The sequence below is a fragment of the Paraburkholderia aromaticivorans genome, assembly GCF_012689525.1.
GTDB lineage: Bacteria > Pseudomonadota > Gammaproteobacteria > Burkholderiales > Burkholderiaceae > Paraburkholderia > Paraburkholderia aromaticivorans_A.
Map to the genome: position 1 here is coordinate 2,243,181 of NZ_CP051515.1, position 16,331 is coordinate 2,259,511.

12 protein-coding genes, 1 tRNA gene and 2 rRNA genes are annotated in these 16,331 nt (G+C 59.7%); 5 read left to right on the forward strand and 10 right to left on the reverse strand.

The annotated features are described in order from the left end of the window. Nucleotides 1–74: 74 nt before the first annotated feature. Complete coding sequence (locus tag HF916_RS21860) at nt 75–1,061, reverse strand: ABC transporter substrate-binding protein (protein ID WP_168790900.1); 987 nt, start codon at nt 1,059–1,061, stop codon at nt 75–77. 351 nt (nt 1,062–1,412) lie between these two features. Beyond that, complete coding sequence (locus HF916_RS21865; RefSeq protein WP_168790901.1) at nt 1,413–2,024, reverse strand: alpha-ketoglutarate-dependent dioxygenase AlkB family protein; 612 nt, start codon at nt 2,022–2,024, stop codon at nt 1,413–1,415. A 155-nt stretch (nt 2,025–2,179) separates the two neighbouring features. Between HF916_RS21865 and HF916_RS21870 the strand changes: the two genes are divergently transcribed. Beyond that, nucleotides 2,180–2,764, forward strand: coding sequence for a malonic semialdehyde reductase (locus HF916_RS21870; protein ID WP_168790902.1), 585 nt, complete (start codon nt 2,180–2,182; stop codon nt 2,762–2,764). Nucleotides 2,765–2,795: 31 nt separating this feature from the next. Here HF916_RS21870 and HF916_RS21875 read toward each other — a convergent pair whose 3' ends face one another. Then, nucleotides 2,796–3,116: a hypothetical protein gene (locus tag HF916_RS21875; protein WP_168790903.1), complete on the reverse strand. Its 321-nt coding sequence runs from the start codon at nt 3,114–3,116 to the stop codon at nt 2,796–2,798. A 388-nt stretch (nt 3,117–3,504) separates the two neighbouring features. Between HF916_RS21875 and HF916_RS21880 the strand changes: the two genes are divergently transcribed. Then, nucleotides 3,505–4,668 (forward strand): metallophosphoesterase, encoded by a 1,164-nt coding sequence (locus HF916_RS21880; protein ID WP_168790904.1) that lies wholly within the window; start codon nt 3,505–3,507, stop codon nt 4,666–4,668. Between the two features lie 19 nt (nt 4,669–4,687). Here HF916_RS21880 and HF916_RS21885 read toward each other — a convergent pair whose 3' ends face one another. Further along, on the reverse strand, nt 4,688–5,212 hold the full coding sequence (locus tag HF916_RS21885) for a hypothetical protein (RefSeq protein ID WP_168790905.1): 525 nt from the start codon (nt 5,210–5,212) through the stop codon (nt 4,688–4,690). A gap of 671 nt (nt 5,213–5,883) precedes the next feature. Here HF916_RS21885 and HF916_RS21890 point away from each other — a divergent pair. Then, entirely contained in the window at nt 5,884–6,591 is a 708-nt protein-coding gene (locus tag HF916_RS21890; RefSeq protein ID WP_168790906.1) for an MgtC/SapB family protein, read from the forward strand. A 161-nt stretch (nt 6,592–6,752) separates the two neighbouring features. After that, nucleotides 6,753–7,007, forward strand: coding sequence for a GlsB/YeaQ/YmgE family stress response membrane protein (locus HF916_RS21895; protein WP_011491455.1), 255 nt, complete (start codon nt 6,753–6,755; stop codon nt 7,005–7,007). 72 nt (nt 7,008–7,079) lie between these two features. Here HF916_RS21895 and HF916_RS21900 read toward each other — a convergent pair whose 3' ends face one another. From HF916_RS21900 to HF916_RS21910, 3 genes are all read right to left on the reverse strand, one after another. After that, nucleotides 7,080–8,594, reverse strand: coding sequence for an acetyl-CoA hydrolase/transferase family protein (locus tag HF916_RS21900; protein ID WP_168790907.1), 1,515 nt, complete (start codon nt 8,592–8,594; stop codon nt 7,080–7,082). Nucleotides 8,595–8,786: 192 nt separating this feature from the next. Further along, complete coding sequence (locus HF916_RS21905; protein ID WP_168790908.1) at nt 8,787–9,002, reverse strand: hypothetical protein; 216 nt, start codon at nt 9,000–9,002, stop codon at nt 8,787–8,789. 171 nt (nt 9,003–9,173) lie between these two features. Beyond that, nucleotides 9,174–11,339, reverse strand: coding sequence for an FUSC family protein (locus tag HF916_RS21910; RefSeq protein WP_168790909.1), 2,166 nt, complete (start codon nt 11,337–11,339; stop codon nt 9,174–9,176). A 202-nt stretch (nt 11,340–11,541) separates the two neighbouring features. Between HF916_RS21910 and HF916_RS21915 the strand changes: the two genes are divergently transcribed. Further along, nucleotides 11,542–12,525, forward strand: a complete 984-nt coding sequence (locus HF916_RS21915; RefSeq protein WP_168790910.1) for a LysR family transcriptional regulator — start codon at nt 11,542–11,544, stop codon at nt 12,523–12,525. 235 nt (nt 12,526–12,760) lie between these two features. On the opposite strand, the gene rrf is transcribed toward HF916_RS21915, so the two are convergent. The 3 genes from rrf to HF916_RS21930 form a co-directional block, all read right to left on the reverse strand. Then, a 5S ribosomal RNA gene (rrf, locus tag HF916_RS21920) occupies nt 12,761–12,874 on the reverse strand. A 149-nt stretch (nt 12,875–13,023) separates the two neighbouring features. Continuing rightward, nucleotides 13,024–15,905: ribosomal RNA gene (locus tag HF916_RS21925) — 23S ribosomal RNA — on the reverse strand. A 321-nt stretch (nt 15,906–16,226) separates the two neighbouring features. Then, a tRNA-Ala gene (locus HF916_RS21930) sits at nt 16,227–16,302 on the reverse strand. Between the last annotated feature and the right edge of the window lie 29 nt (nt 16,303–16,331).

Below are 16,331 nucleotides of genomic sequence, written 5' to 3' on the forward strand. Positions count from 1 at the left end.
GCGCTTTCGTCCGCGCGTTTATGTTCGCGCGTTTATGTCCGCTTATGACAGTCAGGAAGCCTTATCAATCGACGTCAGTACTTGCGCGTCGGCAGTGTCTGCGCGGCGACGCTCATCGGGAAGACTGTCTCTTCCGTCAGGATACGCTTGGGCAGCGGCTTGCCGGCCACCACATCTTTCACCGCCGACATCAATTGCGGCCCGAGCAGCGGACTGCACTCCACATCGACGTTCATCTTGCCCGCAGCCATGGCCTGGAAGCCGCCCTTGGTCGCGTCGAACGAAACGACGGTGATGTCCTTGCCCGGATGCATGCCGGCCTCTTCCATCGCCTGGATGGCGCCGAGCGCCATATCGTCGTTATGCGCATAAACTACATTTATTTTATTTCCATATGTCTTTATAAACGCTTCCATGACCTGCTTGCCGCCGGCGAGCGTGAAGTCGCCGCTTTGCGACGCAATGATCTTGAACTTGGGATCGTTCTTGATTACTTCGAGGAGACCCGAGTGCCGGTCGTTGGCAGGCGCCGACCCGACCGTTCCCTGAAGTTCAGCGATGTTGACCGGGCCTTGATCGTTTTTAAAGTGATCTGCGAGCCAATGACCACCGCGCCGACCTTCTTCCATGAAGTCCGAGCCGATCATCGTCACGTAGAGCGAGGTGTCTTTCGTATCGATGTTGCGGTCGGTGAGAATCACCGGAATCTTCGCGGCTTTAGCCTCGCGCAGCACCGGTTCCCAGCCCGACTCGACGACCGGCGAAAACGCGATCACGTCGACTTTTTGCGCGATGTAGGAGCGGATCGCCTTGATCTGGTTTTCCTGCTTTTGCTGGGCGTCGGAAAATTTGAGCTTGATCTTCGCGTCGGCCGCCGCGGACTTGACCGACTCGGTGTTGGCGGTTCGCCATGCGCTTTCCGCGCCGACCTGCGCAAAACCCAGCGTGATCTGTTTGTCCTGCGCGTAAGCGCCCGGCGTGGCCAGCGTCAGCGCACCGAAGCCCGCGCAGAGTGCGAGCGCGCCCAACGCACGACATGCGGCGCGTCGTGTATTCGCCATGACTGTCTCCTGATCGTTGTTGTGTAGGCGACCCATCGAATCCGCCCAGCCGTTGCGGCCCTCACGGTGCGTGGATCGTGATGTAGCGTAGTGTGTAGGGCGTTAACCGTCCAATCATATGATTCGCGTCGGCGATATCAATTTTGGTATAGCAGGCGGTGGCGGTTGTGGGGTGGACGCGGAGCGTGATGTTGGTGTGGCTGGGGTGCGTTGCCTGGCGCGATGATGTGTTTTGCGCTTTTTTATGCGCTTACGTGTTCCATGGCTTGGTCGGCTTGGTCGGCTTGGTCGGCTTGGTCGGCTTGGTCGGCTTGGTCGGCTCTGCGCCGCCGTCGACCAACGCACGTCGCATCAGCCAACACCCGCGCGCGGCGTCACCCATCGAAACGTCAGATTGATGCGCTCGCCCGCCACGCGCGGCTCCTTCGGCACCCGATGCCGCCAATCCGCCTGCGTGTTGCCCTTCATCACCAGCAAGCTGCCGCCCTTCAGCGAAAAAGACTGCACGACGCCGGTCTTGTTATGCCGCAGATCAAACGTGCGTGCGACGCCCAGGCTCACCGAGGCGATCACCGGCCGCGTGCCGAGTTCGGGCTCGCGATCCGCATGCCAGCCCATGCTGTCCGTGCCGCTGCGGTAGCGGTTGATCAGCACGCTATTAAAATGCGCGTTGCAAATCGACTCCACGGCGGACTTCAGTTGGGCGACGGTCGGTGTCCACGCTTGTGGCACGTTGCGAATACCCGAGTAGACATAAACGGCGTCACGCTCGCCTTGCCAGGCGGTCAGCCGTGGCAGCGGCACACGCCCGGCAGGCGTGCCCATCATGTCCTGACGCCATTCGACTTCGTCGATGAGTTGCGTCAAGGCCCGTGCCGCCACTTCAGGCGACAGCCAATCGGAATGCCAGTCGACGTCGGGCGCCGGCAGAGCATCGGAAAAATCCGCAAAGAGATCCGTCATGGGAATGCCTGAGTACAATCGCGCGCACAAAGCGCGACCGGATGAGAACCTTGGCTATTATGGCGGCAACGATGACGACGCGCTTACGCGCGGCTTGCGGTTTGATCCGGCGCCGTCCTTTCTCATTTCACCTATAACCTTCAAGGAACAATCAAATGATTCTTTCCGACCAGGCGCTCGATCAGCTTTTCCGAGAAGCGCGCACGCATAACGGCTGGCAGCAAAAAACGGTCGACGACGCCGTGCTCAAGCAACTCATCGAACTCGTGCTGCTCGGCCCGACCTCGGCCAATTCGAGTCCGGGCCGCTTCGTCTTCGTCAAAACGCAGGAGGGCAAGGAGAAGCTGCGCCCGGCTTTGTCGCCAGGCAATCTCGAGAAGACGATGGCAGCGCCGGTCACGGCGATCGTCGCTATGGACATGGCGTTTTACGAGCACCTGCCGAAGCTGTTTCCGCATGCCGATGCGCGCAGCTGGTTTGCCGGTAACGACAAGGCGATCGCCGACACGGCATTTCGCAATTCGACGCTGCAAGGCGGCTATCTGATTCTCGCCGCGCGCGCGCTCGGCCTGGACACGGGTGCAATGTCGGGTTTCGACACCGCCAAGGTCGACGAAGCGTTCTTTGCCGGCACGACCGTGAAGTCGAACTTCCTGATCAATCTGGGCTACGGCGACCCGTCGAAACTGTTCCCGCGCAGCCCGCGCTTCGCTTTCGATGAGGCCGCGCAGATCGTCTGACGCACGGCGCCCGACCCGCTGTTGGGTGCGGTCAATTGAAGATCGCCACGTAGAACACCACGGCGCCGATCAACGCGCCAATGAAGCAGAAGCCCTCTTCGGCGTCGTCGCCGTTGGACCGCACCCAGGCCCCGACGACGCCGAATAATCCCGCAATACCGAGAGCGACGCTGAGCATCACGACATAGAACAGCGCGCTTTTGCCCAACTCCGAAAAATCGATGTTGCGCACGCCGAAGTACAAGCCGATCGCCATCACCGAAATGACCACGAGCGGGAGCATGACATGGCTGCCCTCGTGTCCGACGTGATGCGCGTGGCGGAACTGGTTGCCTGATCTGAGCAGCTTCATATGCGCCTCCTGCTTCGCCCTCTGCCGGCGACAGAACGAACCGCTAGCGAACTGCGGCGGCCTTCGCTGTGGCCCTTGCCCTGGCTGTGATACAAGCCGGTTCTATTTGAGAATAGTCCACGCTCGAACACAATTCAAAGCCCATTTAATTCGACCATATCAGCACCCTGAACGGCTTACCTGCAGCCGCGTGGGTTGCTGCAATGCAATACCTTGCGAGCGCCTTTAGTTATGGACGGTTCGCCGCAGCGGCATCAATTCGGCGCGGCCGGCAGGCGGTTGCACATCTCGGTAGAATGGATCGGCGCGTTCGCCGTGGCATTCCGCAGCCGGCGAGCCGCCGCCGCTCCTCCGTTTGTGCCGGCCCCTTCCCGCCCTGATCCTCTCTATGCGCCGCTCATCGTTTCTTGTTCGCTTCATCCTGATTGGCATTCTCCTGCATATCTACGTGGGCTTGCGTCTGATTCCGGACATGCCGATCGATATGACCGGCCGTTGGCTGTGTGCGTTGTGGCTTGTGCTGTCGATCTTTCTGATTCCGCTCGGGATGCTGGCGCGCACGATCAAACAACAACCGCTCGGCGACCGGTTCGCATGGGTCGGCCTGCTGGCGATGGGCTTCTTCTCGTCGCTGCTGGTCCTGACTTTCGCGCGCGACCTCGTGCTCGCTTCGCTTCTTACCGTCGATGCAATCTGGCCGAACACGATTGCTATCCCGCACTGGCGAACCGGCTCCGCAGCGGCTGTGCCGCTGCTCGCGCTGCTCTCCACGCTCGTCGGCCTGTTCAACGCTCGCCGCCGCGCCAAGGTGGTGACGATCGAAGTGCCGATCGACGATTTGCCCGCCGCGCTCGACGGCTTCACGATCGTGCAGATCAGCGATATTCACGTCGGCCCGACCATCAAACGACGCTATGTCGATGCAATCGTCGACGCGGTGAATCGCCTCAAGCCGGATCTGATCGCTGTCACCGGCGATGTCGTCGACGGCAGCGTGCCGCAACTGACCAACCACACGCAGCCGCTGTCACGGTTGAGCGCGCGCCATGGCGCTTTTCTCGTTACTGGCAATCACGAGTACTACGCCGGCGCCAACGCCTGGATCGATGAATTCCGCCGCCTGGGACTGAATGTCCTGCTGAACGAGCACGTGATCGTGGATCACGACGGCGCACGCGCCGTGATTGCCGGCGTGACCGATTATTCAGCGGGCCATCACGACCCGGCGCACCGCAGCGATCCAGTCGCGGCGCTGGCCGGCGCACCTGGCGACGTATTGATCAAGGTGCTGCTTGCCCACCAGCCGCGCTCAGCCGAAGCCGCTGCAGCAGCCGGTTTTACGCTGCAGCTATCGGGCCACACGCATGGCGGCCAGTTCTTTCCCTGGAACTTCTTCGTGCGCTTTCAGCAGCCGTTCACCGCCGGTCTCGCACGGCTGAACGGACTCTGGGTGTACACGAGCCGCGGCACCGGCTACTGGGGACCGCCGAAGCGCCTGGGCGCACCTTCCGAAATCACGCGCTTGCGCCTCGTACCCGGCGAGCCCGATTAAGACCCGACGAAGGCGCCCGTTACTGCACGGGCGCCACGGCCACGCTGACTTGCGGCGCAAACGCCACCACTACTTGCATACCCGGTGTCACGCCGGTGATCTTTGCGGGATCGCGGCCCTGGATATGAAACACGGAACCATTCGGGCCTTTGAGCGCCATGATGCCCGAAGCATGGTCGACGGATTCAACCAGGGCGCTCACGCTCTGAACCGCGTTCGGTTGTGCGATCTGAGCCGTCGCGGCTTGACCGTCCGCACCCTGCGTGACGCTGATCACGGCATTGCGCATCATGCGGATGTGAACCTTGCCGCCTTGCTTGATCTGCGCGAGATTGCGCGTGTCGGTGATGTTGAACGAGGCTTCGCCACCTTGTGCGTCGAGCACAGTGACCGAATGGTGGGCCTGATCGACCGACTTCACGACGCCATCTGCCTGCAGCGTGCTGCTGCCTTCAAACGGCGCTGGCAGACCTGCGGCAGACGACACGAGCGGAGCGGCAGCGATCAACGCGCCGACGATGATGCCAACAGCTTTAACTTTCATACATTCCTCAATTCGAATGAGCGGCGGAAACGACGACGTCGTGCGGATCGCGGCGCAGCGCCGTCTGAACGGTGCATAAGCGCAACCGCAAGAAACAAGAACACGGAATTGAGCGCCAAGGCCGCACGACGTGTTCCGGGTGATGCAGACAGTGTGTTTTCCGGGATGGACATCGTCAATATTCGGAGTCCGTATTTATGCGGGAATAGCCCTCCCATGCGCGCGGAAATTTCCCCATAGGTGGCGTGCAATTCATTCGTCGCCTCGCCTGATCGCGACTTGACTTACCTTTGCAGAGGTGCCTAAAATTCGCCCAGTTCATTTACCCGGAATCACGATCTTGGACAGTAGCAGTCGTACCCGTCGAGCTTCGATTCGCCCGATCGCCTGATCGGCAAGATTTCCGCGCCAGTCTTTGTCTGTCGCCGTCTTGCCTTCGGGCCGGCGGTGCACGTCGTTGATACCCCTTTTTACCAGCGAATTGCCAGTGAAGTTGCAGTGAAGCGCCGCACGGCTCCATGTCGTGCAGAAGTTGCGCGCCTGTCAGCGCCGCGAACCTTCGTTCGCGCTGCGCCACGCGCTGAACGCGCCCGCGTCCCATCGAGACGGACGTGCCGCTGTCACGCGCACGGTTCACACTGTGCGAATCCGCGCCTCAACCTTGCTTACCGATGACAATTGAATTCGTCTGGCGGCTTCTCGCCGCCTTCGCCTGCGGCGTCGCGATCGGCCTCGAACGGCAGATACGTCAGCGCAATGCCGGCCTGCGCACCATCACGCTGGTCGCGAGCGGCGCGTGCCTGTTCGTCACGCTCGGCGTACTGAGCGGCAACGGCACGGCCGGCATCACCCAGATCGCCGCGTATGTGGTCTCCGGCGTCGGCTTTCTCGGCGGCGGCGTGATCATGCGCGACAAGGGTTCCATTCAGGGGATCAACACCGCGGCGACCTTGTGGTGCTCGGCCGCAGTGGGCGTTTTATGCGGCGCGGGCCATTACGGCCCGGCGCTCGCCGGCACCCTGGTCGTGCTGTTGACCAACACCGTGCTGCGCGAAGTCAGCCGTACGATCAACGCGACGCCGGTATCGAACGCCGACCTCGTCCGCGAATATGTGTTGACGATCGTCTGCCGGGAAGCCGACGAGATCCACATTCGTACCGCCGTCTCCAACTCCATGTATTCGACGCCGCTGTCCTTTCAAAGCCTGATGAGCGAGGACGTCGAAAACGAGCCAGGACGCATTCGTGTTACGGCAACGTTGAAGATGCATCCCAAGGATCAGTCGAAGCTCGAACAGATGGCCAGCCGCATCAGCATGGAAAAGAGCGTCTCCAGCGTCAGTTGGACGGCCAGAGAAGCGGAGCCGACGCCGGAGTAAGCGTAACGTGTAAGTTCCCCATCTGCGCGCGCATCGTCTACACTTGATCTGCAATAGATTTAGACAATGTTAATTCCGCGTCCTGAATATGGACTGTCCCATAACCATCGACTAAGCTCTGTCACCGTGAAATTTTCACACTCAACTAGGGAGTCTCGATTATGGAACACGGCATCATTGCATGGCTCATCATCGGCGCGATCGCTGGCTGGCTGGCTGGCGTGCTCGTCAAGGGCGGCGGCTTCGGCCTGATCGTCGACATCATCGTCGGGATTGTCGGCGCGTTCATCGGCGGCTGGCTCGCCGGCGTGCTGCACATTTCGCTGGGCGGCGGCTGGCTCGGCTCGATCATCACGGCGGTGATCGGCGCGGTCATTCTATTGTTTCTTATCCGCCTCATCCGACGAGGCACCTGAGCGTAGCACCTGATGTCTTTCGGCGTCAGGGGCGAACGCCACCTGACGCCGGTTTGATCCGACAACCCGCTTTTAAAGGCTTGCCTCCGCCGCCGGCAACATCGAACCGGTGTCCCGCAGCCGCGTATGCCAGGCGAAAGCCTGATCCAACTGATGCGGCGTTTGCCCGCCTCCCTTCAACGCTTGCCCGTAGTAGTCGCGCAGCAGATCGCGATACAGCGGATGCACGCAATTGTCGATGATCAACGTGGCGCGTTCCCGCGGCGCGAGACCGCGCAAATCGGCGAGTCCCTGCTCCGTCACGACCACGTCCACGTCGTGTTCGTTGTGGTCGCAATGCGGCACCATCGGCACGATGCTCGAAATGCGGCCGCCCTTCGCCATCGACTTGGTCGCGAAGATCGCGCACGACGCGTTGCGCGCGAAGTCGCCCGAACCGCCGATACCGTTCATCATGTGCGTGCCGCCCACATGAGTCGAATTCACGTTGCCGTAGATGTCGAATTCGAGCGCGGTATTCAACGCGATCAGACCCAGCCGGCGAATCACTTCAGGATGGTTGCTGACTTCTTGCGGACGCAGCACGAGACGATCGCGATAGCGTTCGAGTTCGCCGAACACTTGCGCCTGGCGCGCGGCCGACAATGTGATCGATGCGCCGGAGGCGAACGTCACCTTGCCGGCATCCATCAGATCGAAAGTCGAATCCTGCAGCACTTCTGAATAAATTTCGAAGGCGTCGAAAGGCGAATCGACGAAGCCCGCCAGCACGGCATTGGCGATCGTGCCGATGCCGGCCTGCAACGGCGGTAAGCGCTTAGGCATGCGCCCGCGCGATACTTCGTGCTCGAAAAACTCGATCAGATGACCCGCGATCAATTCAGTCTCGGCATCCGCGGGCAGCACCGTGGACGAACTGTCCGCCATATTGGTGATGACGATCGCCGCGATTTTCTCGAGCGGAATCTCGATAGCCGGCGTGCCGACCCGGTCTTGCGGACGAACGATCGGCAGCGGCTCGCGGTTCGGCCTGCGGCCCGGAATCCAGATGTCGTGCAGCCCCTCGAGCGCGAGCGGCTGCGCAAGATTGATTTCGACGATGACCTTGTCGGCGAGAATCGCGAAGCTCGCCGAGTTGCCGACCGACGTGGTCGGCACGATGCCGCCGGTCTCGGTAATCGCGGTGGCTTCGATAATGGCGACGTCGAGTTTGCCGAGCTGGTTCGCGCGCAGCATCTCGACCGTTTCAGACAGATGCTGATCAACGAACATGACTTCGCCGCGATTGATGGCGTCGCGCAGCGTCTTGTCCACCTGAAACGGCAAGCGGCGAGCCAGCACGTGCGCCTCGGTGAGCGTGCGGTCCACATCGTGACCCAGCGACGCACCGGTCATCAACGTAATGCGCAACGGCTTGCCTTCCTGACGGGCGCGCTCGGCAAGCGCAACCGGGACGGCTTTGGCGTCGCCGGCGCGCGTGAAGCCGCTGGCGCCGACACACATGCCGTCCCGAATCAGAAGCGCCGCCTCGGCGGCTGAAGTGATTTTTGCGCGCAGCTCGGCGCAGCGAATCCGGTCTTGGTACATGAATCTGAGTCTCTCCATAGTCACCAGTCCAGACTACCGGTGCGCACGTCTGCGGTGTGCTTCGCTCAGTAGCCGGATTGTCGCACCCGCCGCGGCGTCACGACGGGACGGCGTCGCAGCCGGGTGATTCGTCGCGCGTCGAACGTTCGCGACAGGTCTTGCTCGTACTTCAGATATGACGCGTGGCGCTGTCTAGCTGCCGAAGTAGATGTTGCAGAAGCTCACAGGCCCAACGCACTCGTCAGCTTTGATTGCCGGTGTGATGATGCGGCCTTGCGGTTCGGCATTCTTCGCGCGCGGCGCGTTCGCTTGGGCGACCTGTTGTTCCGGGGCGGCCGGCGCCGTTTGTGCGTGAGCGACGACAGCAGACAAAGAGCAGGCAATCAGGGCGATCTTCAACACGTTCATTTCGTTCTCCAGGACTTACGGTTCTGCCTCGCAGGAAACCCGCTTGGGGGACTGCGTGGCAGTGATGCAACTATATGGCTGCCTGTCCCGCGGATAAATGGGGCGGTCCGGAAGTGATCTTTCCATCTCGCAGAAGGATCGATACACAGAGTCCATCGTCGCGTGCATGGGTCAATGCGGGTTGAACGGCGCGTCCTTGTCGAGCAACGCCGTGCGGATGAAGTGCAGGCAACTCAGGATGCGCTGCAAGTCGTGACGCTTGTCGCGATCGGCATGAACCGTTTGCAGCACGTCCTGCGCAAGCCACGTGGCCGCGCGCACGGACACCAGTGCTCGCTCCAGACCACGCGCATCGGGCCGCTCGAAGAGCCGCGCGAGGTCGTCGCGCATATGCTCGACAGTGCTGGTCCAGCGCGGATGAAGCGTGTGCGCGTAATCGGCGCGCGCCGTTTCGTTGCGCAGGTCGATCACGGCGTGGCCCACTTCGAGCGTCGCGAGCGTCCAGCGCAACGCATCGCGGCGGCGTCGGGAGCGTCGCGTCAACAGCATGCGCAACTGCGAAGTCAGATCGTGCGTGCTCGACTGAAAGCGTTGATTGAGACCCGGCAGTTCGTCCTTGCACGCGGATACGACCTGCGCGCGCAAATCACCCATGATTTTCCCGATGAGCCAGGGCATGTCGGCCGGGAAAACCACCGCGAAAACGAGTGCCGCCAACAGCATCGACGCGGTCAGCGCCATGCCGTTGTTGATCAGCAGATCCGGCGCGTAAGTGACGACGTTGTCGGGTCCGGCGAGCAGGCAGAAGAACACTGAGAAACCAATCCCATAGCCCGCCGCTAGCTTGCGCGTGGCGATGAATGCGCCGAGCGCGAGCACCGGCGCCAGCGTCATGCACAGCAGCGGAAAGCCGTCGATGTTCGGATACACGTAGCACGTGAACAGGTAGCCGGTCATGGTGGCCAGCACGGCGCCGACGGCCATCTGCACGGCCATCTTCGACGGGTTCGGCGCAGTCGATGTCAGCGCGCACGCCAGCGCCGCGCCGATCACCGCAAGGCCGCCGCTCGGCCAGTCGGTCATGATCCAGAACCAGCCCGCGATTGCCATAACCACAGCCGAGCGGATAAACGTCAGCGCAACGACAAAGCCGTTGGTTTTGCTGACGTAGCGGCTGGTGGTCGCTGGTTGACTGGCCGGCTTGCGCTGCGTCAGCGACGCGTAGGTGTGCGAGTAGCGGATCCATTCATCGACGAACCGGTACAGCAGTTCCGCCGCCGTATCGAAGTCGGCCAGCGATTCGGCTGGCGCGCCTTCCAGCGGCCGTCTCGTTTCGCGCACACGCCGTGGCAAGCTGGCCTGAAAGTGCTGCAAACGGGCGGACGTGCGCGATGCATCTACGGTGACCTCGAACTGCGGCGCCATGAGCGCGGCCAGTTCGTGGAAATACGGTTTAATCGCCGCGACGATCGGCGCCGAGCCGTTCACGCGCAGACGCTTGAGCAGTTGATGCAGCGCATGCAGCCGCGCGCAGGCATCCATGAACTCGCCGTTCAGACGGCCGAGATGCTGGCTGCGTGAACGCATGGCCGGGTCTTCGAAGGCGGCGAACGTGCGCGTCGCCTCGAAACCGACGATCTCGTCGACGAGATCCGCGAAGCGCCGCTCGAACTGGCCCCGCTTGATGCCGCGAGCCAACACGTCGGCAGCGAACGCAGTAAAATTTCCGTACCGAATTTGTAGCGCGCGCCGCAGTGCAAGGCTGGACCGCTGCGGCACGATCAGCGCGCTCACCGCGCTCGAAGACACGATGCCGACCGCCACTTCCGCCGCGCGCGTGAGCGCCGCCAGAAACAGGTCGTGAGGCACCGTCACATTCGGGATGCCGATCAGCGCAGCGGTATAACCCGCGAGCACAAAGCCGTACCATCTGAAATGCCGATACCGGACCGCTGCCGCAATGCAGGCGCTCACCCAGCCGATCATGCCGAGCATGTACAACTCGGGCTGCTGGACGAACAGCGCGCCGAGCACCAGCGCGGCGACCGTGCCCACCGCCGTCCCGAGAATCCGGTAGAAACTCTTGGCCAGCACCATGCCGCTGAACGGCTGCATCAGCACGAACACGGTGGTCATCGCAATGCGCGGCTGCGGCAGATCCAGCAGCATCGCAATGCCGAGCGCCAGCAAGCCCGCCGTCACGGTTTTCAGCAGATGCAGCCAGATCAGACCCTCGCTGGCCGCCCAGTCCCGGGCTGCCGGGCTCAGGGTTCGCAACATGACGCCCCACTGCCGGCGGGAATCCGCCGTCGGTTCGATCGCATGTTGGCGTTTCATCTTGAAGCTGGGCGCCCCGGTTGGTCGCTTAAGGAAGCACCGGCGATGAAAACTGCTGACACCGGCACGCAAGCCGCCGATTGTAGGAGCATGCTATGCGCGCATTAAGAGGACGGCCGCGGAACGTCCCTTCCAGAACGAACAACAATACGCACCCGGGACAGGCGGACAATACGGCTTCAGCCGTGAAATAGAAGGATCGATGGATACGTTACAAAATATGCGAGTGTTCGTGCGCGTGGTCGAAGCCGGTAGTTTTACCGCCGCCGCGCAGTCGCTCAATTCAACGACCGGCGCGATGTCCCGCGCGGTCTCGGAACTGGAAGCTCATTTGCGGACGCGGTTGCTCAACCGCTCGACGCGACGACTTGCGCTCACCACCGCGGGCGAGCGTTATCTGAAACGATGTCAGCAGATACTTGCAGATGTCGACACGGCGGAAGAAGAAGCCAGTTGCGCGCACGAACGCCCGAGCGGCGCGTTGCGGATGCACAGCTTTGCCAGCATTGGCCAGCACTACGTGTTGCCGGCCATTTCACGCTATCGCGCGCTGTATCCGGAGGTGACGGTCGAACTGACATTGTCGCAACGCATGCCGGATCTTTTCGAAGGCAGCGCGGATGTCGCGGTGATCGGCGCTTCCACTTTGCCTAATTCGGAACTCGTGTCGCTTCCGCTGGGGACGACCTTTAGCATCATGTGCGCATCGCCGGCGTATGTACGCGCACACGGCGCGCCGCAGCAGCCGGCCGATCTGGCGCGCCACGAATGTCTGATCCTGCACACGCCGGCGTTTCCGCCGCACGATTGGGTGCTCGATGGGCCGAATGGCAGCGAAATGATGGAGGTGAATGGGCCGGTGCACGTGAACATCGCCGAATCGCTGATTGTCGCGATTCGCGAAGGAATGGGCATTGGCATGCTGCCGCTGTACGCGGCCATTTCGGGATTGCGCGATGGCACGCTAGTGCGCGTGTTGCCGGAATATACAGCACAGAAGATGAATGTTTACGCGCTGTATCCGTCGCGTAAGTTCATCGATGCGAAGACGCGGACCTGGGTCGAGTTCCTGCGCACCCATCTGCCGAAAGTCATTGCACGCGATGAGGCGCTGCTTGCAGAAGTCGGCGAAGCGCAGACTGGCGATGGCATGGTGCCTGCGGGCGCAAGCGGTGTGGGGATGTAGCGATGCGGTGAGTCACGGTTGAAGTATGTTGGGTGCCGCCGGCCGCGCTTGGGCGTGGCCGCTGTGCTGTGCGGGTGTCTGCAAGCGGAAATGGCCGTTGACGGAGTGTGTTGCAACGATTGCTGGGTGCAGATAGCAAACTGAAGTCTCTAACCGCCTATTTTCACCTGTTTTCGGGCCGCGTAAACGCAGAAACCCCACCTTTGCGGGGTGGGGTTTCTGTTGCTGCTAGGGAGCCTGACGATTACCTACTTTCACACGGGTAATCCGCACTATCATCGGCGTGGAGTCGTTTCACGGTCCTGTTCGGGATGGGAAGGGGTGGGACCGACTCGCTATGATCATCAGGCATGACTTGTTGCCGTACTGCCGGTGGGGCAGTACCGCCAATCTGGAAGAAGTAGTTTCTGGTGATGCTCACCAGAGCTAAAGCGTTGGGCTGTGTTGTTCGAGGCACAACAAACGATCACTCAACCGTGCGCAAGACACACCGGTTATAGGATCAAGCCTTACGGGCAATTAGTATCAGTTAGCTTAACGCATTACTGCGCTTCCACACCTGACCTATCAACGTCCTGGTCTTGAACGACCCTTCAAGGGGCTCGAAGCCCCGGGGATATCTCATCTTAAGGCGAGTTTCCCGCTTAGATGCTTTCAGCGGTTATCTCTTCCGAACATAGCTACCCGGCGATGCCACTGGCGTGACAACCGGTACACCAGAGGTTCGTCCACTCCGGTCCTCTCGTACTAGGAGCAGCCCCCTTCAAATATCCAGCGCCCACGGCAGATAGGGACCAAACTGTCTCACGACGTTTTAAACCCAGCTCACGTACCTCTTTAAATGGCGAACAGCCATACCCTTGGGACCGGCTACAGCCCCAGGATGAGATGAGCCGACATCGAGGTGCCAAACACCGCCGTCGATATGAACTCTTGGGCGGTATCAGCCTGTTATCCCCAGAGTACCTTTTATCCGTTGAGCGATGGCCCTTCCATACAGAACCACCGGATCACTATGACCTGCTTTCGCACCTGCTCGACTTGTCGGTCTCGCAGTTAAGCACGCTTATGCCATTGCACTATCAGCACGATTTCCGACCGTACCTAGCGTACCTTCGTACTCCTCCGTTACACTTTGGGAGGAGACCGCCCCAGTCAAACTGCCTACCATGCACTGTCCCCGATCCGGATTACGGACCAAGGTTAGAACCTCAAACAAACCAGGGTGGTATTTCAAGGGCGGCTCCACGCAGACTGGCGTCCACGCTTCAAAGCCTCCCACCTATCCTACACAGACCGGTTCAAAGTCCAATGCAAAGCTACAGTAAAGGTTCATGGGGTCTTTCCGTCTAGCCGCGGGGAGATTGCATCATCACAAACACTTCAACTTCGCTGAGTCTCGGGAGGAGACAGTGTGGCCATCGTTACGCCATTCGTGCAGGTCGGAACTTACCCGACAAGGAATTTCGCTACCTTAGGACCGTTATAGTTACGGCCGCCGTTTACCGGGACTTCAATCAAGAGCTTGCACCCCATCATTTAATCTTCCGGCACCGGGCAGGCGTCACACCCTATACGTCCACTTTCGTGTTTGCAGAGTGCTGTGTTTTTATTAAACAGTCGCAGCCACCAGTTTATTGCAACCCCTTCACCCTTCTGGCGCAGGCCAGTCAAGCTACAGGGGCGTACCTTATCCCGAAGTTACGGTACCAATTTGCCGAGTTCCTTCTCCCGAGTTCTCTCAAGCGCCTTAGAATACTCATCTCGCCCACCTGTGTCGGTTTGCGGTACGGTCTTGTTAAACTGAAGCTTAGAGGCTTTTCTTGGAACCACTTCCAGTTGCTTCACCGCCTAAGCGGCTCGTCCCATGCCCTTGAATTGCGCACCCGGATTTGCCTGAGTGCCTTCTCCAACACAGAAACCGGGACTTCCAACACCCGGACAACCTTCCGCGATCCGTCCCCCCATCGCATTTAACAATGGTGCAGGAATATTAACCTGCTTCCCATCAGCTACGCATTTCTGCCTCGCCTTAGGGGCCGACTCACCCTACGCCGATGAACGTTGCGTAGGAAACCTTGGGCTTACGGCGAGGGGGCCTTTCACCCCCTTTATCGCTACTCATGTCAGCATTCGCACTTCCGATACCTCCAGCGCACTTTTCAATGCACCTTCGCAGGCTTACGGAACGCTCTCCTACCATGCACATAAATGTGCATCCGCAGCTTCGGTATATTGCTTAGCCCCGTTACATCTTCCGCGCAGGACGACTCGATCAGTGAGCTATTACGCTTTCTTTAAAGGATGGCTGCTTCTAAGCCAACCTCCTGACTGTTTTAGCCTTCCCACTTCGTTTCCCACTTAGCAATATTTGGGGACCTTAGCTGGCGGTCTGGGTTGTTTCCCTCTTGACACCGGACGTTAGCACCCGATGTCTGTCTCCCGTGATTGCACTCTTCGGTATTCGGAGTTTGCTATGGCGTAGTAATCCGCAATGGACCCCACAACCATGACAGTGCTCTACCCCCGAAGGTGATACACGAGGCACTACCTAAATAGTTTTCGGAGAGAACCAGCTATTTCCAGGTTTGTTTAGCCTTTCACCCCTATCCACAGCTCATCCCCTAACTTTTCAACGTTAGTGGGTTCGGACCTCCAGTACGTGTTACCGCACCTTCATCCTGGCCATGGATAGATCACCTGGTTTCGGGTCTACACCCAGCGACTGAATCGCCCTGTTCGGACTCGCTTTCGCTACGCCTGCCCTAATCGGTTAAGCTTGCCACTGAATGTAAGTCGCTGACCCATTATACAAAAGGTACGCCGTCACCCTCTTTCAAAGGCTCCGACTGTTTGTATGCATGCGGTTTCAGGATCTATTTCACTCCCCTCCCGGGGTTCTTTTCGCCTTTCCCTCACGGTACTGGTTCACTATCGGTCGATCACGAGTATTTAGCCTTGGAGGATGGTCCCCCCATCTTCAGACAGGATTTCACGTGTCCCGCCCTACTTTCCGTACACCTAGTTCTTCCTCGCTGTTTTCGTCTACAGGGCTATCACCTGCTATGGCCGCACTTTCCAGAGCGTTCGACTAACAATGAAGATAAAGAGTACAGGCTGGTCCCATTTCGCTCGCCACTACTCTGGGAATCTCGGTTGATTTCTTTTCCTGCGGTTACTTAGATGTTTCAGTTCACCGCGTTCGCTTCACGTAGCCTATGTATTCAGCTACGGATACTCCATACGGAGTGGGTTTCCCCATTCGGATATCGGTGGATCAAAGCTCGTTTGCCAGCTCCCCACCGCTTTTCGCAGGCTACCGCGTCCTTCATCGCCTGTGATCGCCAAGGCATCCACCACATGCACTTGTTCGCTTGACCCTATAACGAGTGTGTCTCGCCACCCCTGTGTTGCCACAGCAGCAGTTCAACAGTCGCTACAGGTTGAGTATTCGTGTTGCGCCGTATTCCAAAAGCGATCTTTCGATCTCTCTTTTCATACATTGATACAATCACAACCCTGATTCACCTACTCACACACCCATCTCTAGATGTCCTTTCGTGAATCTCTTTACTACTTCTTCCTGATTGTTAAAGAACGACAGCCGATATCGCGGTTGCTATAACCGCGTATCACTCTGACTGGCTCAATCGCCAATGCACAACGCTCTGCTTCTCACAGCAACGCTACGCATTGAGGATTGGTGGAGGATGACGGGATCGAACCGACGACCCCCTGCTTGCAAAGCAGGTGCTCTCCCAGCTGAGCTAATCCCCCAGTCATACACAGATATCGCTATCTGTACG